Genomic DNA, 16,270 nt, shown 5'->3' with positions numbered 1-16,270 from the left:
AGCCTACACTTGCCCCATGCAAACCGAATATCTGCTCATTGGCGGCCTTCTATTGGCCGTGCTCATCCTGCAGCTGGTCGCCCTGCTGCGCCGCCCGCCGCATGACCGCCTGGAACAGGCAGTCCGCGAGGAGGCGCGCGCCGGGCGCAGCGAGCTGCGCGAACAGCTCGATGGCTTCGCCCGCGCGCTGACCGATCTGTCCACCCGCACCGATCAGCGCCTGGATCTGCTGCGCGAAGCACTGGGCGAAGATGCCCGCAAGGCGCGCGCCGAAGCGGCCGAGAGCCAGCAGCGTGGGGCTGCCTTGATGGGGCAGCGGCTGCAGGAACTGCGCGGCCAGCTGGAGACCTTCGGGCAGCAGCAGGAAGCCCGCATCCATGCGTTTGGCCAGCAGCTGCAGGAGCTCACCGGGCGTACCGATACCCAGCTCGGCGCGCTGCGCCAGACCCTGGTGGACGATGCACGCAAGGGCCGCGAGGAGGGCGCGCAGTCGCAGCAGCGGCTGACCGAAAGCCTTGGCCTGCGCCTGCAGGAACTGACCCAGCGCAACGAGCAGCGCATCGCCGAGATGCGCACGACGCTGGAAGAACAGCTGCGCGCGCTGCAGAACGACAACGCGCAGAAGCTGGAGCAGATGCGCCACACCGTGGACGAGAAGCTGCAGTCGACGCTGGAAACGCGGCTGGGCAATTCCTTCAAGCTGGTCTCCGAGCGCCTGGAGCAGGTGCAGCGTGGCCTCGGCGAAATGCAGCAGCTGGCCACCGGCGTCGGCGACCTCAAGCGCGTGCTGACCAACGTCAAGAACCGCGGCAGCTGGGGTGAAGTGCAGCTGGAGAACATCCTCGAGCAGACGCTCACCCAGGAGCAGTACGCGCGTGCGGTGAAGGTGCGCCCGGAGAGTGGCGAGATGGTCGATATCGCCGTGCGCCTGCCGGGCCGCAGCAACGACGACACGCCGGTGTGGCTGCCGATCGACTCCAAGTTCCCGCGCGAGGACTACGAGCGCCTGCTGGACGCGCAGGAACAGGGTGACGCCGAGGGTGTGCGCCTGCAGGGCATCCAGCTTGAACGCGCGGTACGCGTGCAGGCCAAGTCGATCTGCGACAAGTACATCGTGCCGCCGCACACCACCGACTTCGCGGTGATGTTCCTGCCCACCGAGGGCCTGTATGCGGAGGTGATCCGGCGCCCGGGCCTGGTCGACCTGCTGCAGCGGGAGCACCGCGTGGTGGTGGCCGGCCCGACCACGGTCACCGCGCTGCTCAACAGCCTGCAGATGGGCTTCCGCACGCTGGCCATCGAGCAGCGTTCCAGCGAGGTGTGGAGCCTGCTGGGTGCGGTGAAGAGTGAGTTCGGCAAGTTCGCCGGCATCCTGGAAAAGGCCGAGAAGCAGATCACCACGGTGGGTCGAAGCATCGGCGAGGCCAGCCGCAAGACCCGCACCATCGAACGGCGCCTGCGTGGCGTGGAGTCGCTGGCGTCCGAACAGGCGCAGTCGCTGCTCGGCGACCTGGCTGAGGGTGACGCGGCGGGCGAGGACGAAGGCAGTGAAGGCGACCGGGACGAGACCTGAGCCACGCTGACACGCCGCCTGCATCGCCGATGCGTATGCTGGCGGCCTGTCCGCTTCGATCAGGTATCGTCATGCGCCTGCGCCGCTTCACCAGCCTTGTCGTGACCGCGCTGCTTGTCGCCTGCAGCAGCGCACCACCGGCCGCCGATACGGCGGCGGCACCTGCTGCAGCTACCAGCCCTGAAGCAGCCGAGGCGTACCGCGAAGCGCGTGACGTCGACTGCCAGGCAGCCGGCGGCACCCTGCAGCGGCTTGGCCGGCTGCAGCGCGAGCAGTGCGTGATTCCCTATGCCGACGCCGGCAAGGTCTGCAGTCGCAAGAGTGACTGCAGCGGCCAGTGCCTGGCCACGGGCGAGGTGGCTGCCGGCAGCCCCGCTACAGGTACCTGCCAACGCGATGCCAGCCAGACCTTCGGCTGCCGCCAGCGCATTGATGACGGCAAGGCGCAGGGCACGATCTGCGTTGACTGAAGATGCCCTGTAGAGCCGAGCCCATGCTCGGCGCTACAACAGCGCGCGCGGCGCTATGCTGGTCGGCCATTCCCCGCTGTTGCCGGAGCCCCCGCGTGAGCACCTCGATCCAGGACATTTCCCTCACCACCATCGACGGCCAGCCGTCCTCGCTTGCCGACTACCAGGGCAAGGTGCTGCTGCTGGTCAACGTCGCCTCCAAATGCGGCCTGACCCCGCAGTACGAAGGTCTGCAGGCGCTGTATGCGGAAAAGCACGCGCAGGGCCTGGAAGTGCTGGGCTTCCCCGCCAACAACTTCCTCGGCCAGGAGCCGGGCAGCGAGGCGGAGATCCAGCAGTTCTGCCAGCTCACCTATGACGTCAGCTTCCCGATGTTCTCCAAGATCAGCGTGGCTGGTGACGACACCCACCCGCTGTACCAGCAGCTGACCGCCGCCCAGCCGCAGTCGATCGGTGAAGGCCCGCTGCGTGAGCGCCTGGCGAGCAAGGAGATCCCGATCCACGCAGCACCGGCGGTGCTGTGGAACTTCGAGAAGTTCCTGGTTGGCCGCGACGGCAAGGTCATCGCGCGCTTTGCCCCGGACGTGGCTGCCGATGACGCGCGCCTGCGCGAAGCCATCGAGGCCGCGCTGGCGGCCTGAGGAAAGCGTGCCAACCCGGGTTGGCACCTACCGGAAAAGAAAGACCCCGCCGAGGCGGGGTTTTTCATGTGTCGCCGAAAGGACTCAGTGCGTCCACTGCGGCATCGGCATCGCATCGACCGGGATCGGCGAATTGGCGTCGTCGTGGCCACGGTCACGCTTGCTGCGCAGATCGTTCTCGATCTGGTAGTTGCGGCGCTGCATCCACGCATCGCGGACCAGCGAGTACTCGTCCACGGCGGTGTCGCGCAGGTCGTCGATCGCCAGCAGCTGTGCGCGGGTATCGACCAGCTGCAGGCCCTGCAGGCCGATGCGGACCTTGTCCTCTTCGATGCGGCGGATCGGCGACAGTGGAATGTCACCGGCCAGGCCGAACACATCGCGCACGGTACGCGGGCCGAAGAACGGCAGTTCCACGTAGCGCGAACGCCGCCAACCCCAGACGCCCAGGGTCTGGCCGAAGTCTTCGTTGCGACGCGGCACCATCGCCTTGCTGGCCGGATCGAACAGGCCACCAATACCCAGCGTGCTGTTCATCAGGAAGCGGCCCAGGCTGTCCCATGCATCGGCACCGCGGCCCTGCAGCAGCTGGTTGGTGATGGTCACCGGCGCGCGCAGGTTGCTGAAGAAGTTGCTGACGCCGGTACGCGCGAAGCGCGGCACCACGTGGGTATAGGCCGTAGCCAGCGGACGGGCGATACCGCGGTCGACCGCGTTGTTGAACGTGTGCACCTTGCGGTTGAACGGTTCCCACGGATCGTAGGCCGCCGCGCTGCCGGTGTTGCCGGCACCGCCATAGAGGGCATCGAAGTCGTCATCACCGCCGGGGGCGGTCGCCGCTGCGGCCCTGGCCGCATCGGTGTCGGCGCTGCGGGCCGGTGCCGATGGCGGCGTGGCCGGCGCAGGTGCGGCAACCACGGCCGCTGCCGGTGCGGTATCGACCGTAGCGGAATCGGCGGTGGGGGCAGGGGCCTCGGCGATGGTACTGGCCGGGACCACGGTGCTGGCTGCCGGCGCATCGCTGCGTGCGGGCTTGCCGGCACAGGCGGTCAGGGCGGTGGCCAGGACGATCAGGGGGAGAGTGCGTACGACGTTCATGTCAGCTCGCAGCAGAAGTAGCGTTGAAATCCAGGTCGGGCGACAGCCGGTAGGCCGCGCTCAGCTCGTTGTAACCCGCCGGTGCACCAGAGATCGCCAGCGGATGGCCGGCCTTGCCCGCACGTGCGGCCAGCTCGGCCAGCAGGGCCAGGCCGGCGCTGTCCACGCGCTCGACCTCGCTCAGTTCCAGGCGTGCCAGCTGGGCCGGCAGCGACTGCAGCTGTGGCCACAGCGCAATCACCGCAGCACGGTCGAGCACCCCGCGCAGGCGCAGGGTGTCGCCTTCCAGCAGCGCCAGTGCGTTACTTGCCATTGCCCGCGGGTCCGGCCTGCATGCTGCCGCTGTGCAGCTCGGTCGCCACCTGCTTGATGCCCTTCTGACGCAGCGGGGTGTCGAACTGGTTGCGGAAGGTCTGCACGTAGGAGATGCCTTCGATGTTGACGTCGAAGATCTTCCACTGGCCGTTCACGTTGCGCATCCAGTACTCGACCGGGGTCGGTTCGTTGCCGGCGCGCACCAGCTCGGTGCTCACGCGCACGCCGCGGTTGCCCGGCAGCGGGCTCTCGCCCTTCAGGCGGAAGCTCGGCTTGCCCTGGATGTTGAGCAGGGTCGAGCCGTAGCGCTGCATCAGGCTGTCGGCCATGGCATCGGCGAACAGCTTGATGTCGGCGTCGGAGGCACCGCGGGCGTGCGGGCCCAGCACCAGGCGCGCGGCATAGTCGCGGTCGAAGGTACGGGTCAGCTCGCTGTCGATGTAGCTGCGCAGGCTGGCCGGGTTGCTGGTGAACTCGCTCTTGCGCTGCTGCAGCGTGGACAGGATGCGGCTGCTGGCATCGATCACCACCTTGCCGGCCTGGCCCTGCGTCGCGGCAGCGGCGGGAGCGGCGGCCTGTGCCTGGGCGAGGAACGGAGTGGCCGCCAGCAGCGCCGAGGCGAGCAGGGCCGGGATCAGTTTCATCTTCATGGTTGCGGTTCCGTTGCAGGCGCCTGCGCGCCATCGTTGGGCTTCTGAGCAGCGCCGCCACCGGCACCGCCACTGAACATGTACTTGCCGACCAGCTGGATCAGATCCACTGCCGGCTGGGTGAAGACGATCTCGTCGCCGGCCTTCAGCACGTCCGGATCACCGCCCGGCTGCAGACCGATATAGCTCTCGCCGAGCAAACCACTGGTGAAGATGCCGGCCGAGGTGTCTGCCGGCAGGTCCTTGACCTTGCTGTCCATGCGCAGGGTCACGATCGATTCGAACTTCACCGGGTCCAGGTCGATGGAGGCGACCTGGCCGACGGTGACGCCGCCGATCTTCACCGGCGCCTGCTTGCGCAGCTGGCCGACCTGGGAGAAGCGCGCTTTCAGGTCATAGCCTTCACTGCCCCAGCTCCAGCGCTGGTTGGTCGAGGCCACGGCCAGCACCATCAGCGAGGCCAGGGCCAGCAGCAGGAAAGCGCCGACGGAGAATTCGAGTCTGGGACCGCGGATGGCCATGTGGATTACCTGATCGAGTCGTTGTGGCCGCGCGCGCCTGCGCACCGCCGGTGGAAGGGTTAGGTGAACAACATTGCCGACAGCACGAAGTTGAACATCAGTACCAGCAGCGAGGCGTTGACCACCGCACGGGTGGTCGCCACCGAAGTGCCTTCAATGGTCGGCTCGGCATGGAAACCTACGTAGGCGGCGACCAGCGCGGCAGTGCCGCCGAAGATCGCCGACTTCAGCATTGCCACGCCGAAGTCATCCCAGAAGTCCACGCTGTTGCGCAGCGCCGACCAGAACACGCCGTTGTCCAGGCCCAGCACGTGCACGGCTTCGAAGTAGCTGGCGCTGATCGCCAGCGAACAGAAGATGCCGGTCAGCAACGGCACGGTCAGCACCGCCGCCCAGAAACGTGGCGCCACCGCCTTGGCCACCGGATCGATCGCCATCAGCTCCAGCGCCTTGATCTGGTCGGTGGCACGCATCAGGCCCAGTTCGGCGGCGATCGAACTGCCGGCGCGGCCGATGAACAGCAGCGCTGTCAGCACCGGCGCCAGCTCGCGGTACAGCGACAGGCCGAGGAGGGTCGACAGCGCGTCGGCCGCACCGAAGGTGGTCAGCGTGCGGTAGCCCTGCAGGGTCAGCACCAGGCCGACGAAGGCACCGCCCACGGCGATGATCGGCAGCGAGCGCGCGCCGATCTTGTAGATTTCGCGGGTCAGCTCGGCCAGGAAGTCACGCGTGGGCAGCGAACCGCGCAGCACGGTCAGCGAGAACAGGCCGGCGCGGCCAAGCGAGCGGGTGGCTTGGACGAACGGCATCAGGCAACCCTCGCGCGTGGTGCGGCATCGAACGGAATCGGGCCATCGGGCTGGCCGTGCAGGAACTGCCGCAACAGCGGGTCCTGGCTGGACTGCAGTGCCTCGGGCGTGCCCTGGAACACGATGCCGCCATTGGCGATTGCGATCACCTGGTCGCAGATCGGCAGGGTCTCGTGCACGTGGTGGCTGACGATGATGCTGGTCAGGCCCAGGCTGTGGTTGAGGCGCTGGATCAGGCTCATGATCACGCCCGAGGCGATCGGGTCCAGCCCGGTCAGCGGCTCGTCGTAGATCATCAACGGCGGGTCCAGCGCCAGTGCACGGGCCAGCGCCACGCGGCGCGCCATGCCACCGGACAGCTCGCGCGGCCAGGCATCGGCGGCGGCCAGCAGGCCCACCGCATGCAGCTTCATCTGCACCAGGCGGCGCAGCACGGCGGTGGGCAGGCGGGTGTGCGTGCGCAGCGGCAGGGCGACGTTCTCGGCCACGGTGAGGTCAGTCAGCAGGCCGTTGCCCTGCAGCAGCACGCCCACGCTCTTGCGCATTTCCAGCAGCGCGCCGCTGTCATGCGGGATCGGCTTGCCGAACAGGGTGACTTCGCCGGCGACCGGGCGCAGTTCGCCGGTCAGCGCCGCCAGCAGCGTCGACTTGCCGCTGCCGGACGGACCGAGCACAGCGGTGATGCTGCCCTTGGGCACCTGCAGCGACACGTCGCGCAGAATCGTGCGCCCGCTCCGGTCGATGCGGACGTTGGATAACTGCACCAGACTGGAGGCGGAAGCCGACATGGGCACCATTAACGTTTTTTAGACATCGAAGGATCGGGCCCGCCGGCTGAACATAAGCAGACTGGACGGTCCAGTATTGTTGCACGGCAAGGCCTCGCGTAGGCCGGGACAATCGGCCGGAAGCCCGGAACAATCCGTACCGGCGATGGGTTGACCATTGAATACTGCCTGCCGTCCTGCACACTGTGCATGATGAGTGACCCAGGCAGCGATTTCCGCCTCTACCATTCCAACTCCCTGGACGTGCTGGCCGCGCTGCTGGCACGCAACGTGCGTGCGCCGGTTTCGGGCCAGCCGCTGCTGGCGCCGGAAGTGGTGCTGATCCCGCAGGTGGCGATGCGGCGCTGGCTGCAAGCGACACTGGCCGCGGAGTTCGGCGTCGCCGCCAACCTCGAATTCCTGACTCCAGGCGAGTTCGTGGCCCGGGCGCTGAAGGCCAACGTCAGCGGTGAGCAGGACGATCTGGACGCGGCCGGCCTGCACTGGAAGCTGTACCAGGCACTGCGCGACCCGCATCTGCTGGCGCAGCCACCGATGCGCGCGCTGCAGTCCTATCTTGCCGGCGATGACGCGTTGAAGCCGTGGGCGCTGGCCGGCGAGTTGGCCTCGGTGTTCGAGAAATACCAGGCCTGGCGGCGCGACTGGCTGCTGCGCTGGGCGGCCGGCGCCGATCCGGCCGACCCGCAGGCGATCCTGTGGCGCACCATCACCCGTGGCCACGACTACCGCGCCCGCCGCATCCAGGAGTACCTGGACCGCTTCGAAGGCGCCGGCCAGCCGCTGCCGCAGGGCTTGCCGCCGCGCATGTCTGCGTTCGCGACGCTCAACATCTCGCCCGACGTGCTGCGGGTGATGGCCACCCAGGCGCGGGTAGGCGAGCTGCATTTCTATATGCCTACCCCGGTGCAGTCGTACTGGGGCGACCTGCAGACGCTGGCCGAGCGCCTGCGCAGCGGCGCGCCCGATCCCTTCGGTGAAGCGGCCGGCGAGAACCGCCTGCTGGAAGCCTGGGGTGCGGCTGGCCGCGATTTCATGGCGGTGCTGGGCAGTTACGAGGTGGTGCACCCGTCCGGCGAGATCGCCGCCTATTCCGATCCGGAGGAGGACACCCGGCCGACGCTGGACGAAGGCGGCCTGTCCGACAGCCTGCTGCATCGCCTGCAGCGTGACCTGTTCCACCGTCGCGCATTGCCCTCGGGTGAGGTGCGCGAGGCTCTGCGCAGCGACGATCCCAGCTTGCAGGTGCATGCCTGCCATACCCGCCTGCGCGAGCTGCAGGTACTGCACGACCAGCTGCGCAGCCTGCTGCAGGACCCGCGCTTCGACCCGCCGCTGCAGGCGCGCGAGATCGCGGTGCTGGCGCCGGACATCGATCCCTATGTGCCGTACCTGGAAGCGGTGTTCGGCGGTCGTGGCGGCGAGGAGGAGCACATTCCGTATGCGCTGGCCGACAGCAGTCCACTGGCAGGCGAGCCGTTGGCCGATGTGTTCGTGCATCTGCTGGGCCTGCCAGTCTCGCGCTTTGGCTTGAACGAAGTGCTGGACCTGCTGGCCAGCGCGCCGCTGGCCGAAGCGGCCGGGCTGGAAGCGGTGGATTTCGACCGCCTGCATGGCTGGCTGCAGCAGGCCGGCGCACGTTGGGGCCTGGACGCGAAACACCGCAACCAGCACCAGGCACCGGCCGACGACGCCTACACCTGGCAGTTCGCCCTGGATCGCCTGGTACTCGGTCATGCCACCGGTAGCGAGGCCGACCTGGCCGGGGTGGCGCCGTGGATCGAACTGGAAGGCGGCGCGTTGGATGCGCTGGACCGGCTGCTGCGCCTGCTGCGCGTGCTGGCCATCTACCAGCGCCGCCTGGGCGAACTGCTGACCCCGGCGCAGTGGCGGCAACGCCTGCTGTCGCTGCTGGATGCGCTGCTGCCAACCGCGCCCACCTCGCCCAACAGCCAGCGCGCGCTGGAGCGGCTGCGCAAGCTGCTCAACCAGTTCGCCGACGATGCCGCCAAGGCCGGTTTCGAAGACGGCGTGCCGCCGGAGGTGGTGCGTTCGCACTTCGCCGGCGCGCTGGGCGAGGCCGATACACGCGCACCGCTGCTGACCGGTGGCATCAGCTTCGGCCGCATGGTGCCGATGCGCCTGCTGCCGTTCCGGGTGATCTGCGTGCTGGGCCTCAATGATGGCGATTTCCCGCGCCGCGACCCGGCGGCCGGTCTCAACCAGCTCACCGCCGAGCTGGACACGCCGCGCCGCCGTCCGGGCGACCGCTCCACCCGCGAGGATGATCGCTTCCTGTTCCTGCAGCTGTTTGCCGCCGCGCAGGAGGTGTTCTATCTCAGCTATCTCGGCGCCGATCCGCGCGATGGCAGCGTGCGCGAACCGTCGGTGCTGGTCAGCGAACTGATCGATGCCGCCGCCGCGTATCACCTCGATCCGCCTGCAGCGGTCCGTGACTTCACCGTGCGTCATGCCCTGCAGCCGTTCTCACCGGCGGCGTTCGGCGATGGTGATCCACGCCGTTTCAGCTATCGCCGCCAGTGGCATCCGGCCGCCGGTCGCCTCACCGGCCAGCGCGGTGGCCTGCAGCCGTGGTTCGATGCTTCGTTGCCGCCGCCGCTCGACGATGCGGTGGAAGACGAAGTCGCGCTCGATACCCTGCGCCGCTTCCTGTGCGACCCGGCCGGGCAGTTCCTCGCACAGTCGCTGGGCCTGCGCCTGGTCGACGACGTCGAGGAAGTCGATGACCTGGAACCGCTGGTGCTGTCCTCGCGCGGGCCGGAAAAGCGCAGCGTGCAGGCCGCGGTGGTACGTGCCACGCTCAGCGGCGATACCGAGCCGTTGTACCCGCGGCTGCGCGCGCGCGGCCTGCTGCCGTCCGGCCCATTGGGCGAGCGCCAGTTCGAGGTGGAACAATTGAAGACCCGCCCGTATGCCAGTGCGTTGCTGGGCTGGATGCAGGGCGAACCGCTGGAAAGCCGTCGCTACGAAGTGGAGATTGATGGCGTGCGCCTGCATGGCCGCGTCGCCGATCGGCATCCGGAAGGGCTGGTGCGCCTGCGTGCGGGCACGCTCAATGGCAATGCAGTGATCCGCCACGGCCTGGACTGGCTGCTGGCGAACGCTGCGGGCGATGCGCTGCCGCTTGTGCAGTTCCACGATGGCGGCGACGCCGGTCCCGGCCCGCATGTACTGCCGGCACTGAGCGTTCCCGCTGCACGTGCGGCGCTGCGTGCGCTGCTGCAGCTGCGCCAGCGTGGCCTGCGCGAGCCGCTGCGCTTTGCCCCGTACACCGGCTGGGTGCTGTACAACGCGCCGGCAGAAAAGCAGCGCAGCGAAGGCTGGAAGCAGTGGCACGGCAGCGACCGCACCTGGGGTGAATCCAGCAGCGACGCCTGGCAGCTGCTGCTGCGGGGTGCCGACCCGTTCGCTACCGATGCCAGCTACGCCGACCTGCTGCGCAACAGCCAGGTGGTCTTCAGCGCGGTGCGCGAAGGCCGCGCTCTCGGCACCGAAGCACGCCAGGAGGGCAGCGCATGAACACCGCCATCACCGAAGACGGCAGCGAATCCCTCAGCCGCGATCCCTATCTGGCGCTGCCGCTGGAGGGCATCCGGCTGATCGAAGCCAGCGCCGGCACCGGCAAGACCTTCACCCTGGCCACGTTGTTCACCCGCCTGGTGGTGGAGCAGGGCCTGCGCATCGGCCAGATCCTGGCGGTGACCTTCACCGATGCCGCCACCCAGGAACTGCGCAAGCGCATCCGCGAGCGCCTGGCGCTGGCCGCGCGCCTGGTCGACCTGGAGCCGGCCGACGGTGAAGCACCGGATGTGCGATTGACCCGCGAAGTGCTGCAGCGCCATCTGCACGGTGGCACCGAGAGCGCCGCTGCGCTGAAACGCCGCCTGCAGGTGGCCGCCGATGAGATCGACCTGGCGTCCATCTTCACCATCCACGGCTTCTGCACCCGGGTGCTGCGCGAGCATGCGCTGGAAAGCGGCCACACCTTTGATCCGCCGGAACTGCTGGCCAGCGATCGTGAACTGCTGGAGGAGCTCGCGGCCGATCTGTGGCGCGTGCATGCCAACGACCCGGCCACGCTGGAACCGCTGACCTGGCTGTGGTCCACCCCGGACGCGCTGGCCGCCGATCTGCGCGCGCTGCTCGGCACGCCGCCGCTGCATCCGTTGCCGCAGCCGGTGGCGCTGGCCGACCCACACCCGGCATTGCAGCGCGCGGCGGAAGCACTCTCGGCAAGCGTGCGCGAGCATGGCGAGCAGTTCTTCATCGACCTCTGCGATGCCGTCGACAACAAGTGGATCAACGGCGTGTCCTACAAGCTCGGCTGGCTGCACCCGCTGGGCCGGCAGTTGCTGGCCTGGGCCGAGCGCGGCGACCCGCGCGAGCTGCTGGCCAGCGAACGCCTGCCGGCACTGTTGCCGGAGGTGCTGGCCGACAAGACCAACAAGAAATTCCTGGATCGCACGCCGTCCTCGCCATTGCAGGCGCCGTTGTCGCGCTATGTCGCGCTGCTGGCCGAACGCGATGCCTGGTTGCGTGGTACCGCGCTGAATTTCCTGCACACGCTTCGCGCCGAAGCCACGCAGCGCCTGCAGGCGCTGAAGCGTACACGCCGGGTACAGACCTACGACGATCTGATCGATGGCGTAGCGCTCGCCCTGGAAGGCCCGCAGCGACTGACGCTGGTCAGGCAGCTGCGCGCGCAGTACCGCATCGCGCTGGTCGATGAGTTCCAGGATACCGACGACCGCCAGTGGGGCATCTTCCACACCGTGTTCGGTGATTCGCCGGAGGTGCGCGAGCTGGGCCTGGCGCCGGCGCTGTTCCTGATCGGTGACCCCAAGCAGGCGATCTACGGTTTCCGCGGCGGTGATATCCACACCTACCTGAAGGCCAAGCAGGTGGCGCAGCAGGCGCCGGTGCTGGACCAGAACTTCCGCTCGCGACCGTCTGTGCTGCGCGCGTTGCAGACGCTGTATGACAACGGTGGCGAAGACGCCTTCCTCGAACGCGACATCCAGTTCGAGCCGGTGCGGCCCGGTGGCGTGCGTAGCGATGCGGACTACCTGCGCGACGGCCAGGCCGCCAAGGCACTCACCCTGCGCGTGCTGCGCAGTGGCGGCGACAAGGCAATGAGCGCCGATGCCTCGCGCGATGCAGCGACCCAGGCCTGCGTGGCCGCGATTCACCAGATCCTGGTCGAGGCGCGTGCGGGCAATGCCGTGTTGCGTGGGCGCCCGGTGCAACCCGGTGATATCGCGGTGCTGGTGCGCTCGCATCGCGAGGCCACCCTGGTACAGCGCGCGCTGGCCGCGGTGGGCATTCCGGCAGTGGCAGCCGGCAAGCAGAGCCTGTTCTCCACCCCGGAAACGCGTGACCTCCGTGCGCTGCTGTTGGCACTGTTGCAACCGGCCGACGAAGGCCGCCTGCGTGCAGCGCTGGCCACGGTACTGCTCGGCCAGCGCGCAAGTGCGATCGCCGCGATGGAGCGCGAGGGCGACCTGCAACGCGGGTTCCAGGCGCAGCTGCTGCACTGGCGCGAGCGCTGGCAGCGCGGTGGGCCGTTCGCGGTGATCGCCGATGTCTGTGCCGCGCAGGGCGAACGCCTGCTGGCGCTGATTGACGGCGAGCGCCGCCTGACCAACTACCTGCAGCTGGGTGAACTGCTGCAGGAAGCTTCGGCGCAGGCGTTGGGCATGCATGGCCTGCTGGACTGGCTGCAGGGGCAGATGGCCAGCGCCGACCAGGATGACGAGCAGCAGCTGCTGCGCCTGGAATCGGATGCGCGCCGCGTGCAGATCATCACCCTGCACAAGAGCAAGGGCCTGGAGTATCCGCTGGTGTTCCTGCCGTTCGTCGGGATCGACGGCGGTGCGCCGAACACCGCCTCGCACTGTACGGTGCATGTGGGCGGCCAGCGCCAGCTGCACTGGAAGCTGGGCAAGGACGAGGCCTGGGAAGCGGCCAGCAGCCAACGTGAGCGCGAGCAGCGCGCCGAGGACGCGCGCCTGCTGTATGTGGGACTGACCCGCGCCGAGCATGCGCTGTGGATCGCCGTGGGTGATCTGGCCGGGCTCGGCAGGACACGTCTGGCGCCGCTGCTGGGTGACCTGCAGGCGCTGCGCGTGCACGCCGATGTGCACATCGATGACAGTGAGGCACCGACCGCGCTGCCGCAGTTGGCCGCCGAAGTGGAAGGTGATCTACCGGCGGTACGTGCACTGACCCGGCGCGTGCCGCACGACTGGTGGGTCTACAGCTTCACCCAGCTGGCCCATGCCGATGCTGGCGCTGGCGACGACATCGAAGCGGCGGCCACCGAACTGCCAGCACCGGCGGCTGATGAACCAGCCGGCCCGGAACTGCCGCTGGAACCGGCGCTGCCCGAACCCGCCGCTGCCGCCGAAGACAGCGCGCCGATCGATCCGCGCTTCATGGGCAGCCGTTTCGGCAACGTGCTGCACGAGGCGATGGAGAACGTCGACTTCGCCGCATGGGGTGACTGGCAGCCGGGCATGGAAGCCCCTGAGGGGCAGGCCGAGATACTGCGCAAGGCGCTGCACGACGAAGGCTATGCCGATGTCGACCTGGACGATGGCGTGGCCGTGCTGGTGCCGCTGGTCGGTCACACGCTCACCGTGCCGCTGCCCGAAGGCGGTGCGCTGCACAGCCTCGGCGAAGGTGAACGCCGCGCGGAAATCGACTTCCATTTCGCCATCGAGCCGACCACGGTGCCGGCGCTGCTGCAGGTGCTGCATGCGCATGGCGTTTCCAGTGGTCGTCGAGGCTTCGGCCAGCGCCGTCGGCTGGAAGGGCTGATGACCGGCATGATCGACCTGACCTACGTGCGCGACGGGCGCTGGTACGTGCTCGACTACAAGTCCAACCGCCTGCCGGGCTACAGCCCGGATCTGCTGGCCATTGCCATGCGCCACAGCGAGTACGACCTGCAGGCGCTGATCTACACCGTGGCCCTGCACCGCTGGCTGCGCTTCCGCCTGGGCGCGGCCTACGACTACGACCGTGACATGGGCGGCATCCGCTACCTGTTCTGCCGCGGCCTGGATGCCGCTGGCAACGGCGTGCATGTGGATCGTTTCCCGTTGGCGCTGGTCGATGCGCTGGACGCACTGTTCGCCGGTGGCGAACAGGCCCAGGCCGAACTGGCCGCGCGTGCCCGTGGAGCCAGCGCATGAGCCTGTTGAAGGAACTGCACCAGAAGGGCCAGCTGCGCACCCTCGACCATGCGTTGGCGACCAGCCTGATGCGGCTGCGCGGCGACACGCCGGAAAGCGTGGCGCTGGCGGCGGCGCTGGCCTCGCTGGCGGTGTCGCAGGGCCACGCCGCGTTCGACCCTGCGCAACCACAGCGGTTGCTGGAAGGCGTGCCCGAGTGGCCTGCCGCGCAGGACTGGTTGGCACAGTTGTGTGCATCGCCGTGGGTAGCGACGCCGGAGCACGCCGAGGCCATCGCCGAGGATGCACCGCTGGTGCTGGAAAACGGCCTGCTCTACCTGCGCCGCTACCGCGAGTACGAGCGTCAGTTGGCGGCCGGTCTGCAGCGTATCGGCGGCATCCGCTGCCGGCCCCGGACATGACGGCGTTGGCGCCGTTGTTCGCGCAGCTGTTCCCGCAGGCACTGGGCAGCGAGGATCACCAGGCACGCGCAGCGGGCGTGACCCTGCGCCATCCGCTGGCGCTGGTCACCGGCGGCCCCGGCACCGGTAAGACCACCACCATCGCCCGCCTGCTGCTGCTATTGGCAGCGCAGGCCCGTCACGCTGGCCAGCCGTTGCCCGAAGTGGCGCTGGCCGCGCCGACCGGGCGCGCCGCCGAGCGCATGGCCGAGAGCCTGCGCCTTGCCGTGCAGAGGCTGCAGGAGAACGGCGTGGACCCGGCGCTATGCGCGGCATTGCCCAGTACCGGCACCACCCTGCATCGCCTGCTCGGCGTGATCCCGGATTCGCCGCGCTTCCGCCACCACGCCGACAACCCGTTGCCGGTGGACGTGGTGGTGGTCGACGAAGCCTCGATGATCGATCTGCCGATGATGGCCAAGCTGGTCGACGCGATCGCCAGCGGCACCCGGTTGATCCTGCTTGGCGACCCCGATCAGTTGCCCTCGGTCGAGGCCGGCGACGTGCTCAGCGCGATCCTGCGCGCCAGCGGTGATGGCATCGGCACCCGCGCCGACGATGCGCAGGCACTGCAGGGTCTGCTGCTTCCGGCTACGCTGCAACCACAGGCCACACCGCGCGCCTTTGCAGGCCGTCGCGTGCAGCTGCAGCGAGGTTACCGGCAGAGCGACGCGCTGGACCTGGCACCGCTGGCCCATGCCGTGCGCGAGGGCGACAGCGGTACCGCGCTGCAGCTCCTGCGCAGTGGTGAACTGGCCGGCGTGCATTTCCACGAAGGCGAAGCCGATCCACTGCGCGGCCAGCGCGAGCACCTGCTGGGCCACTGGCGCGCGTTGGCCGACGCGGCCGATCCAGTGCTTGCCCTGCAGCAGGCCGGGCGCCTGCGCGTGCTGACCGCGCTGCGCGAGGGCCCGCAAGGTGCGCGCGGCCTCAACAGCCGCATCGAACAATTGCTGGCCGGCAACACCCCGGGCTACTTCCAGGGGCGCCTGCTGCTGGTCACCGAGAACAGCTACCGCCACCGCCTGTTCAACGGCGATATCGGCATCTGCCTGCGCGATGGCAGCGGCGCGATGGTGGCCTGGTTCCCGGGCGACACCGTCGACCAGCCGCGCGCCTTCCACCCGGCCGCACTGCCTGCGCACGAAAGCGCCTTCGCGATGACCGTGCACAAGGCACAGGGCTCGGAGTTCGATGAAGTGTGGCTGCAGCTGCCACGCCAGGACAGCCGCGTGCTGTCGCGCGAACTGGTCTACACCGGCCTGACCCGCGCCCGCCAGGTACTGCATGTGGCCGGCAGCGCAGAGGTGCTGCAGGCCGCATTGAAACGCCACGCCAGCCGGCTGGGTGGTCTGGCTTGGCGCTTGGGTGCGGAAGACGTGATCGAAGCGCCATCGACACCGATCGAAGAACCGACGGTGCAGGGCCAGCTGTTCTGACCTCAGTCCTTCCAATTCCTCCAATCACAACGCGCACCCTCATCCACGCATGGCGTGGATCTACGTGTCGACCAAGGTCGACACCTACCAAGAGCAGGCCATGCCATCCAGACAGATTGTGGAGATCTGTCGAAGGCGGGGTGGGTCCGGTTGAGGGGGCGTGAGCCACATGGATGCGGCGACCGAGCTTACAGGGACGTACTTGCAGCGTCCCCCGCAACCGGACCCACCCCGCCAACCCACGGAATGCAGGCTTTTGCCGTTGACGTTGACGTTGATTCGGCAGGTGCAGGGCGCAGCCCTGCCGCCCCC

Annotated in this window: 10 protein-coding genes and 2 pseudogenes; 6 read left to right on the top strand and 6 right to left on the bottom strand. The window is 68.6% G+C overall.

Going from position 1 to position 16,270, the window contains the following annotated elements; all coding sequences use genetic code 11:
* Window positions 1-16: 16 nt before the first annotated feature.
* From rmuC to FQS62_RS22115, 3 genes are all read left to right on the top strand, one after another.
* A complete protein-coding gene (rmuC, locus tag FQS62_RS22125; RefSeq protein WP_208044125.1) occupies window positions 17-1,573 on the top strand; it encodes a DNA recombination protein RmuC in 1,557 nt (518 codons plus the stop codon).
* 71 nt (window positions 1,574-1,644) lie between these two features.
* Window positions 1,645-2,043, top strand: coding sequence for a hypothetical protein (locus tag FQS62_RS22120; protein WP_208044126.1), 399 nt, complete (start codon window positions 1,645-1,647; stop codon window positions 2,041-2,043).
* A gap of 95 nt (window positions 2,044-2,138) precedes the next feature.
* Window positions 2,139-2,684 (top strand): glutathione peroxidase, encoded by a 546-nt coding sequence (locus FQS62_RS22115; protein ID WP_005411710.1) that lies wholly within the window; start codon window positions 2,139-2,141, stop codon window positions 2,682-2,684.
* Between the two features lie 84 nt (window positions 2,685-2,768).
* On the opposite strand, the gene FQS62_RS22110 is transcribed toward FQS62_RS22115, so the two are convergent.
* The 6 genes and pseudogenes from FQS62_RS22110 to FQS62_RS22085 form a co-directional block, all read right to left on the bottom strand.
* The gene (locus FQS62_RS22110; protein ID WP_208044127.1) at window positions 2,769-3,782 is read right to left on the bottom strand and encodes an MlaA family lipoprotein; all 1,014 of its coding nucleotides are present in this window, start codon (window positions 3,780-3,782) and stop codon (window positions 2,769-2,771) included.
* Window position 3,783: 1 nt separating this feature from the next.
* A complete protein-coding gene (locus FQS62_RS22105; protein WP_208044128.1) occupies window positions 3,784-4,095 on the bottom strand; it encodes an STAS domain-containing protein in 312 nt (103 codons plus the stop codon).
* The gene (locus tag FQS62_RS22100) at window positions 4,085-4,747 is read right to left on the bottom strand and encodes an MlaC/ttg2D family ABC transporter substrate-binding protein (protein WP_088028135.1); all 663 of its coding nucleotides are present in this window, start codon (window positions 4,745-4,747) and stop codon (window positions 4,085-4,087) included. Before FQS62_RS22100 ends, FQS62_RS22105 begins: the two co-directional genes overlap by 11 nt.
* A 56-nt stretch (window positions 4,748-4,803) precedes the next feature.
* Window positions 4,804-5,268: pseudogene (gene mlaD / locus FQS62_RS22095) on the bottom strand (outer membrane lipid asymmetry maintenance protein MlaD); the annotation flags it as partial.
* A gap of 59 nt (window positions 5,269-5,327) precedes the next feature.
* Window positions 5,328-6,077, bottom strand: a complete 750-nt coding sequence (locus tag FQS62_RS22090; protein WP_005414955.1) for an MlaE family lipid ABC transporter permease subunit — start codon at window positions 6,075-6,077, stop codon at window positions 5,328-5,330.
* Entirely contained in the window at window positions 6,077-6,865 is a 789-nt protein-coding gene (locus FQS62_RS22085; protein WP_041864700.1) for an ABC transporter ATP-binding protein, read from the bottom strand. The genes FQS62_RS22090 and FQS62_RS22085 overlap by 1 nt, the downstream gene beginning before the upstream one ends.
* A gap of 189 nt (window positions 6,866-7,054) precedes the next feature.
* On the opposite strand from FQS62_RS22085, the gene recC reads away from it, so the two are divergent.
* The 3 genes and pseudogenes from recC (at window position 7,055) to recD (ending at window position 15,958) form a co-directional block, all read left to right on the top strand.
* A complete protein-coding gene (gene recC / locus FQS62_RS22080; RefSeq protein ID WP_208044129.1) occupies window positions 7,055-10,402 on the top strand; it encodes an exodeoxyribonuclease V subunit gamma in 3,348 nt (1,115 codons plus the stop codon).
* Complete coding sequence (gene recB / locus FQS62_RS22075; RefSeq protein WP_208044130.1) at window positions 10,399-14,079, top strand: exodeoxyribonuclease V subunit beta; 3,681 nt, start codon at window positions 10,399-10,401, stop codon at window positions 14,077-14,079. The genes recC and recB overlap by 4 nt, the downstream gene beginning before the upstream one ends.
* Window positions 14,076-15,958 (top strand): annotated as a pseudogene (gene recD / locus FQS62_RS22070) (exodeoxyribonuclease V subunit alpha). The gene recB and the pseudogene recD overlap by 4 nt, the downstream one beginning before the upstream one ends.
* Window positions 15,959-16,270 lie beyond the last annotated feature (312 nt).

Origin of the sequence: Stenotrophomonas sp. SBJS02 (genome assembly GCF_020428325.2) — a bacterium.
In the GTDB taxonomy this organism is placed as follows: domain Bacteria; phylum Pseudomonadota; class Gammaproteobacteria; order Xanthomonadales; family Xanthomonadaceae; genus Stenotrophomonas; species Stenotrophomonas africana.
Note: the sequence above shows the minus strand (reverse complement) of the source record. Positions and strands in the feature narration are given on the sequence as shown.

Coding starts and splice junctions, on each gene's coding strand:
- recC (WP_208044129.1), top strand. CDS start 7,055: ATGATGAGTGACCCAGGCAGCGATTTCCGCCTCTACCATTCCAACTCC.
- FQS62_RS22100 (WP_088028135.1), bottom strand. CDS start 4,747: ATGAAGATGAAACTGATCCCGGCCCTGCTCGCCTCGGCGCTGCTGGCG.
- rmuC (WP_208044125.1), top strand. CDS start 17: ATGCAAACCGAATATCTGCTCATTGGCGGCCTTCTATTGGCCGTGCTC.
- FQS62_RS22085 (WP_041864700.1), bottom strand. CDS start 6,865: ATGTCGGCTTCCGCCTCCAGTCTGGTGCAGTTATCCAACGTCCGCATC.
- FQS62_RS22105 (WP_208044128.1), bottom strand. CDS start 4,095: ATGGCAAGTAACGCACTGGCGCTGCTGGAAGGCGACACCCTGCGCCTG.
- FQS62_RS22120 (WP_208044126.1), top strand. CDS start 1,645: ATGCGCCTGCGCCGCTTCACCAGCCTTGTCGTGACCGCGCTGCTTGTC.
- FQS62_RS22110 (WP_208044127.1), bottom strand. CDS start 3,782: ATGAACGTCGTACGCACTCTCCCCCTGATCGTCCTGGCCACCGCCCTG.
- recB (WP_208044130.1), top strand. CDS start 10,399: ATGAACACCGCCATCACCGAAGACGGCAGCGAATCCCTCAGCCGCGAT.
- FQS62_RS22090 (WP_005414955.1), bottom strand. CDS start 6,077: ATGCCGTTCGTCCAAGCCACCCGCTCGCTTGGCCGCGCCGGCCTGTTC.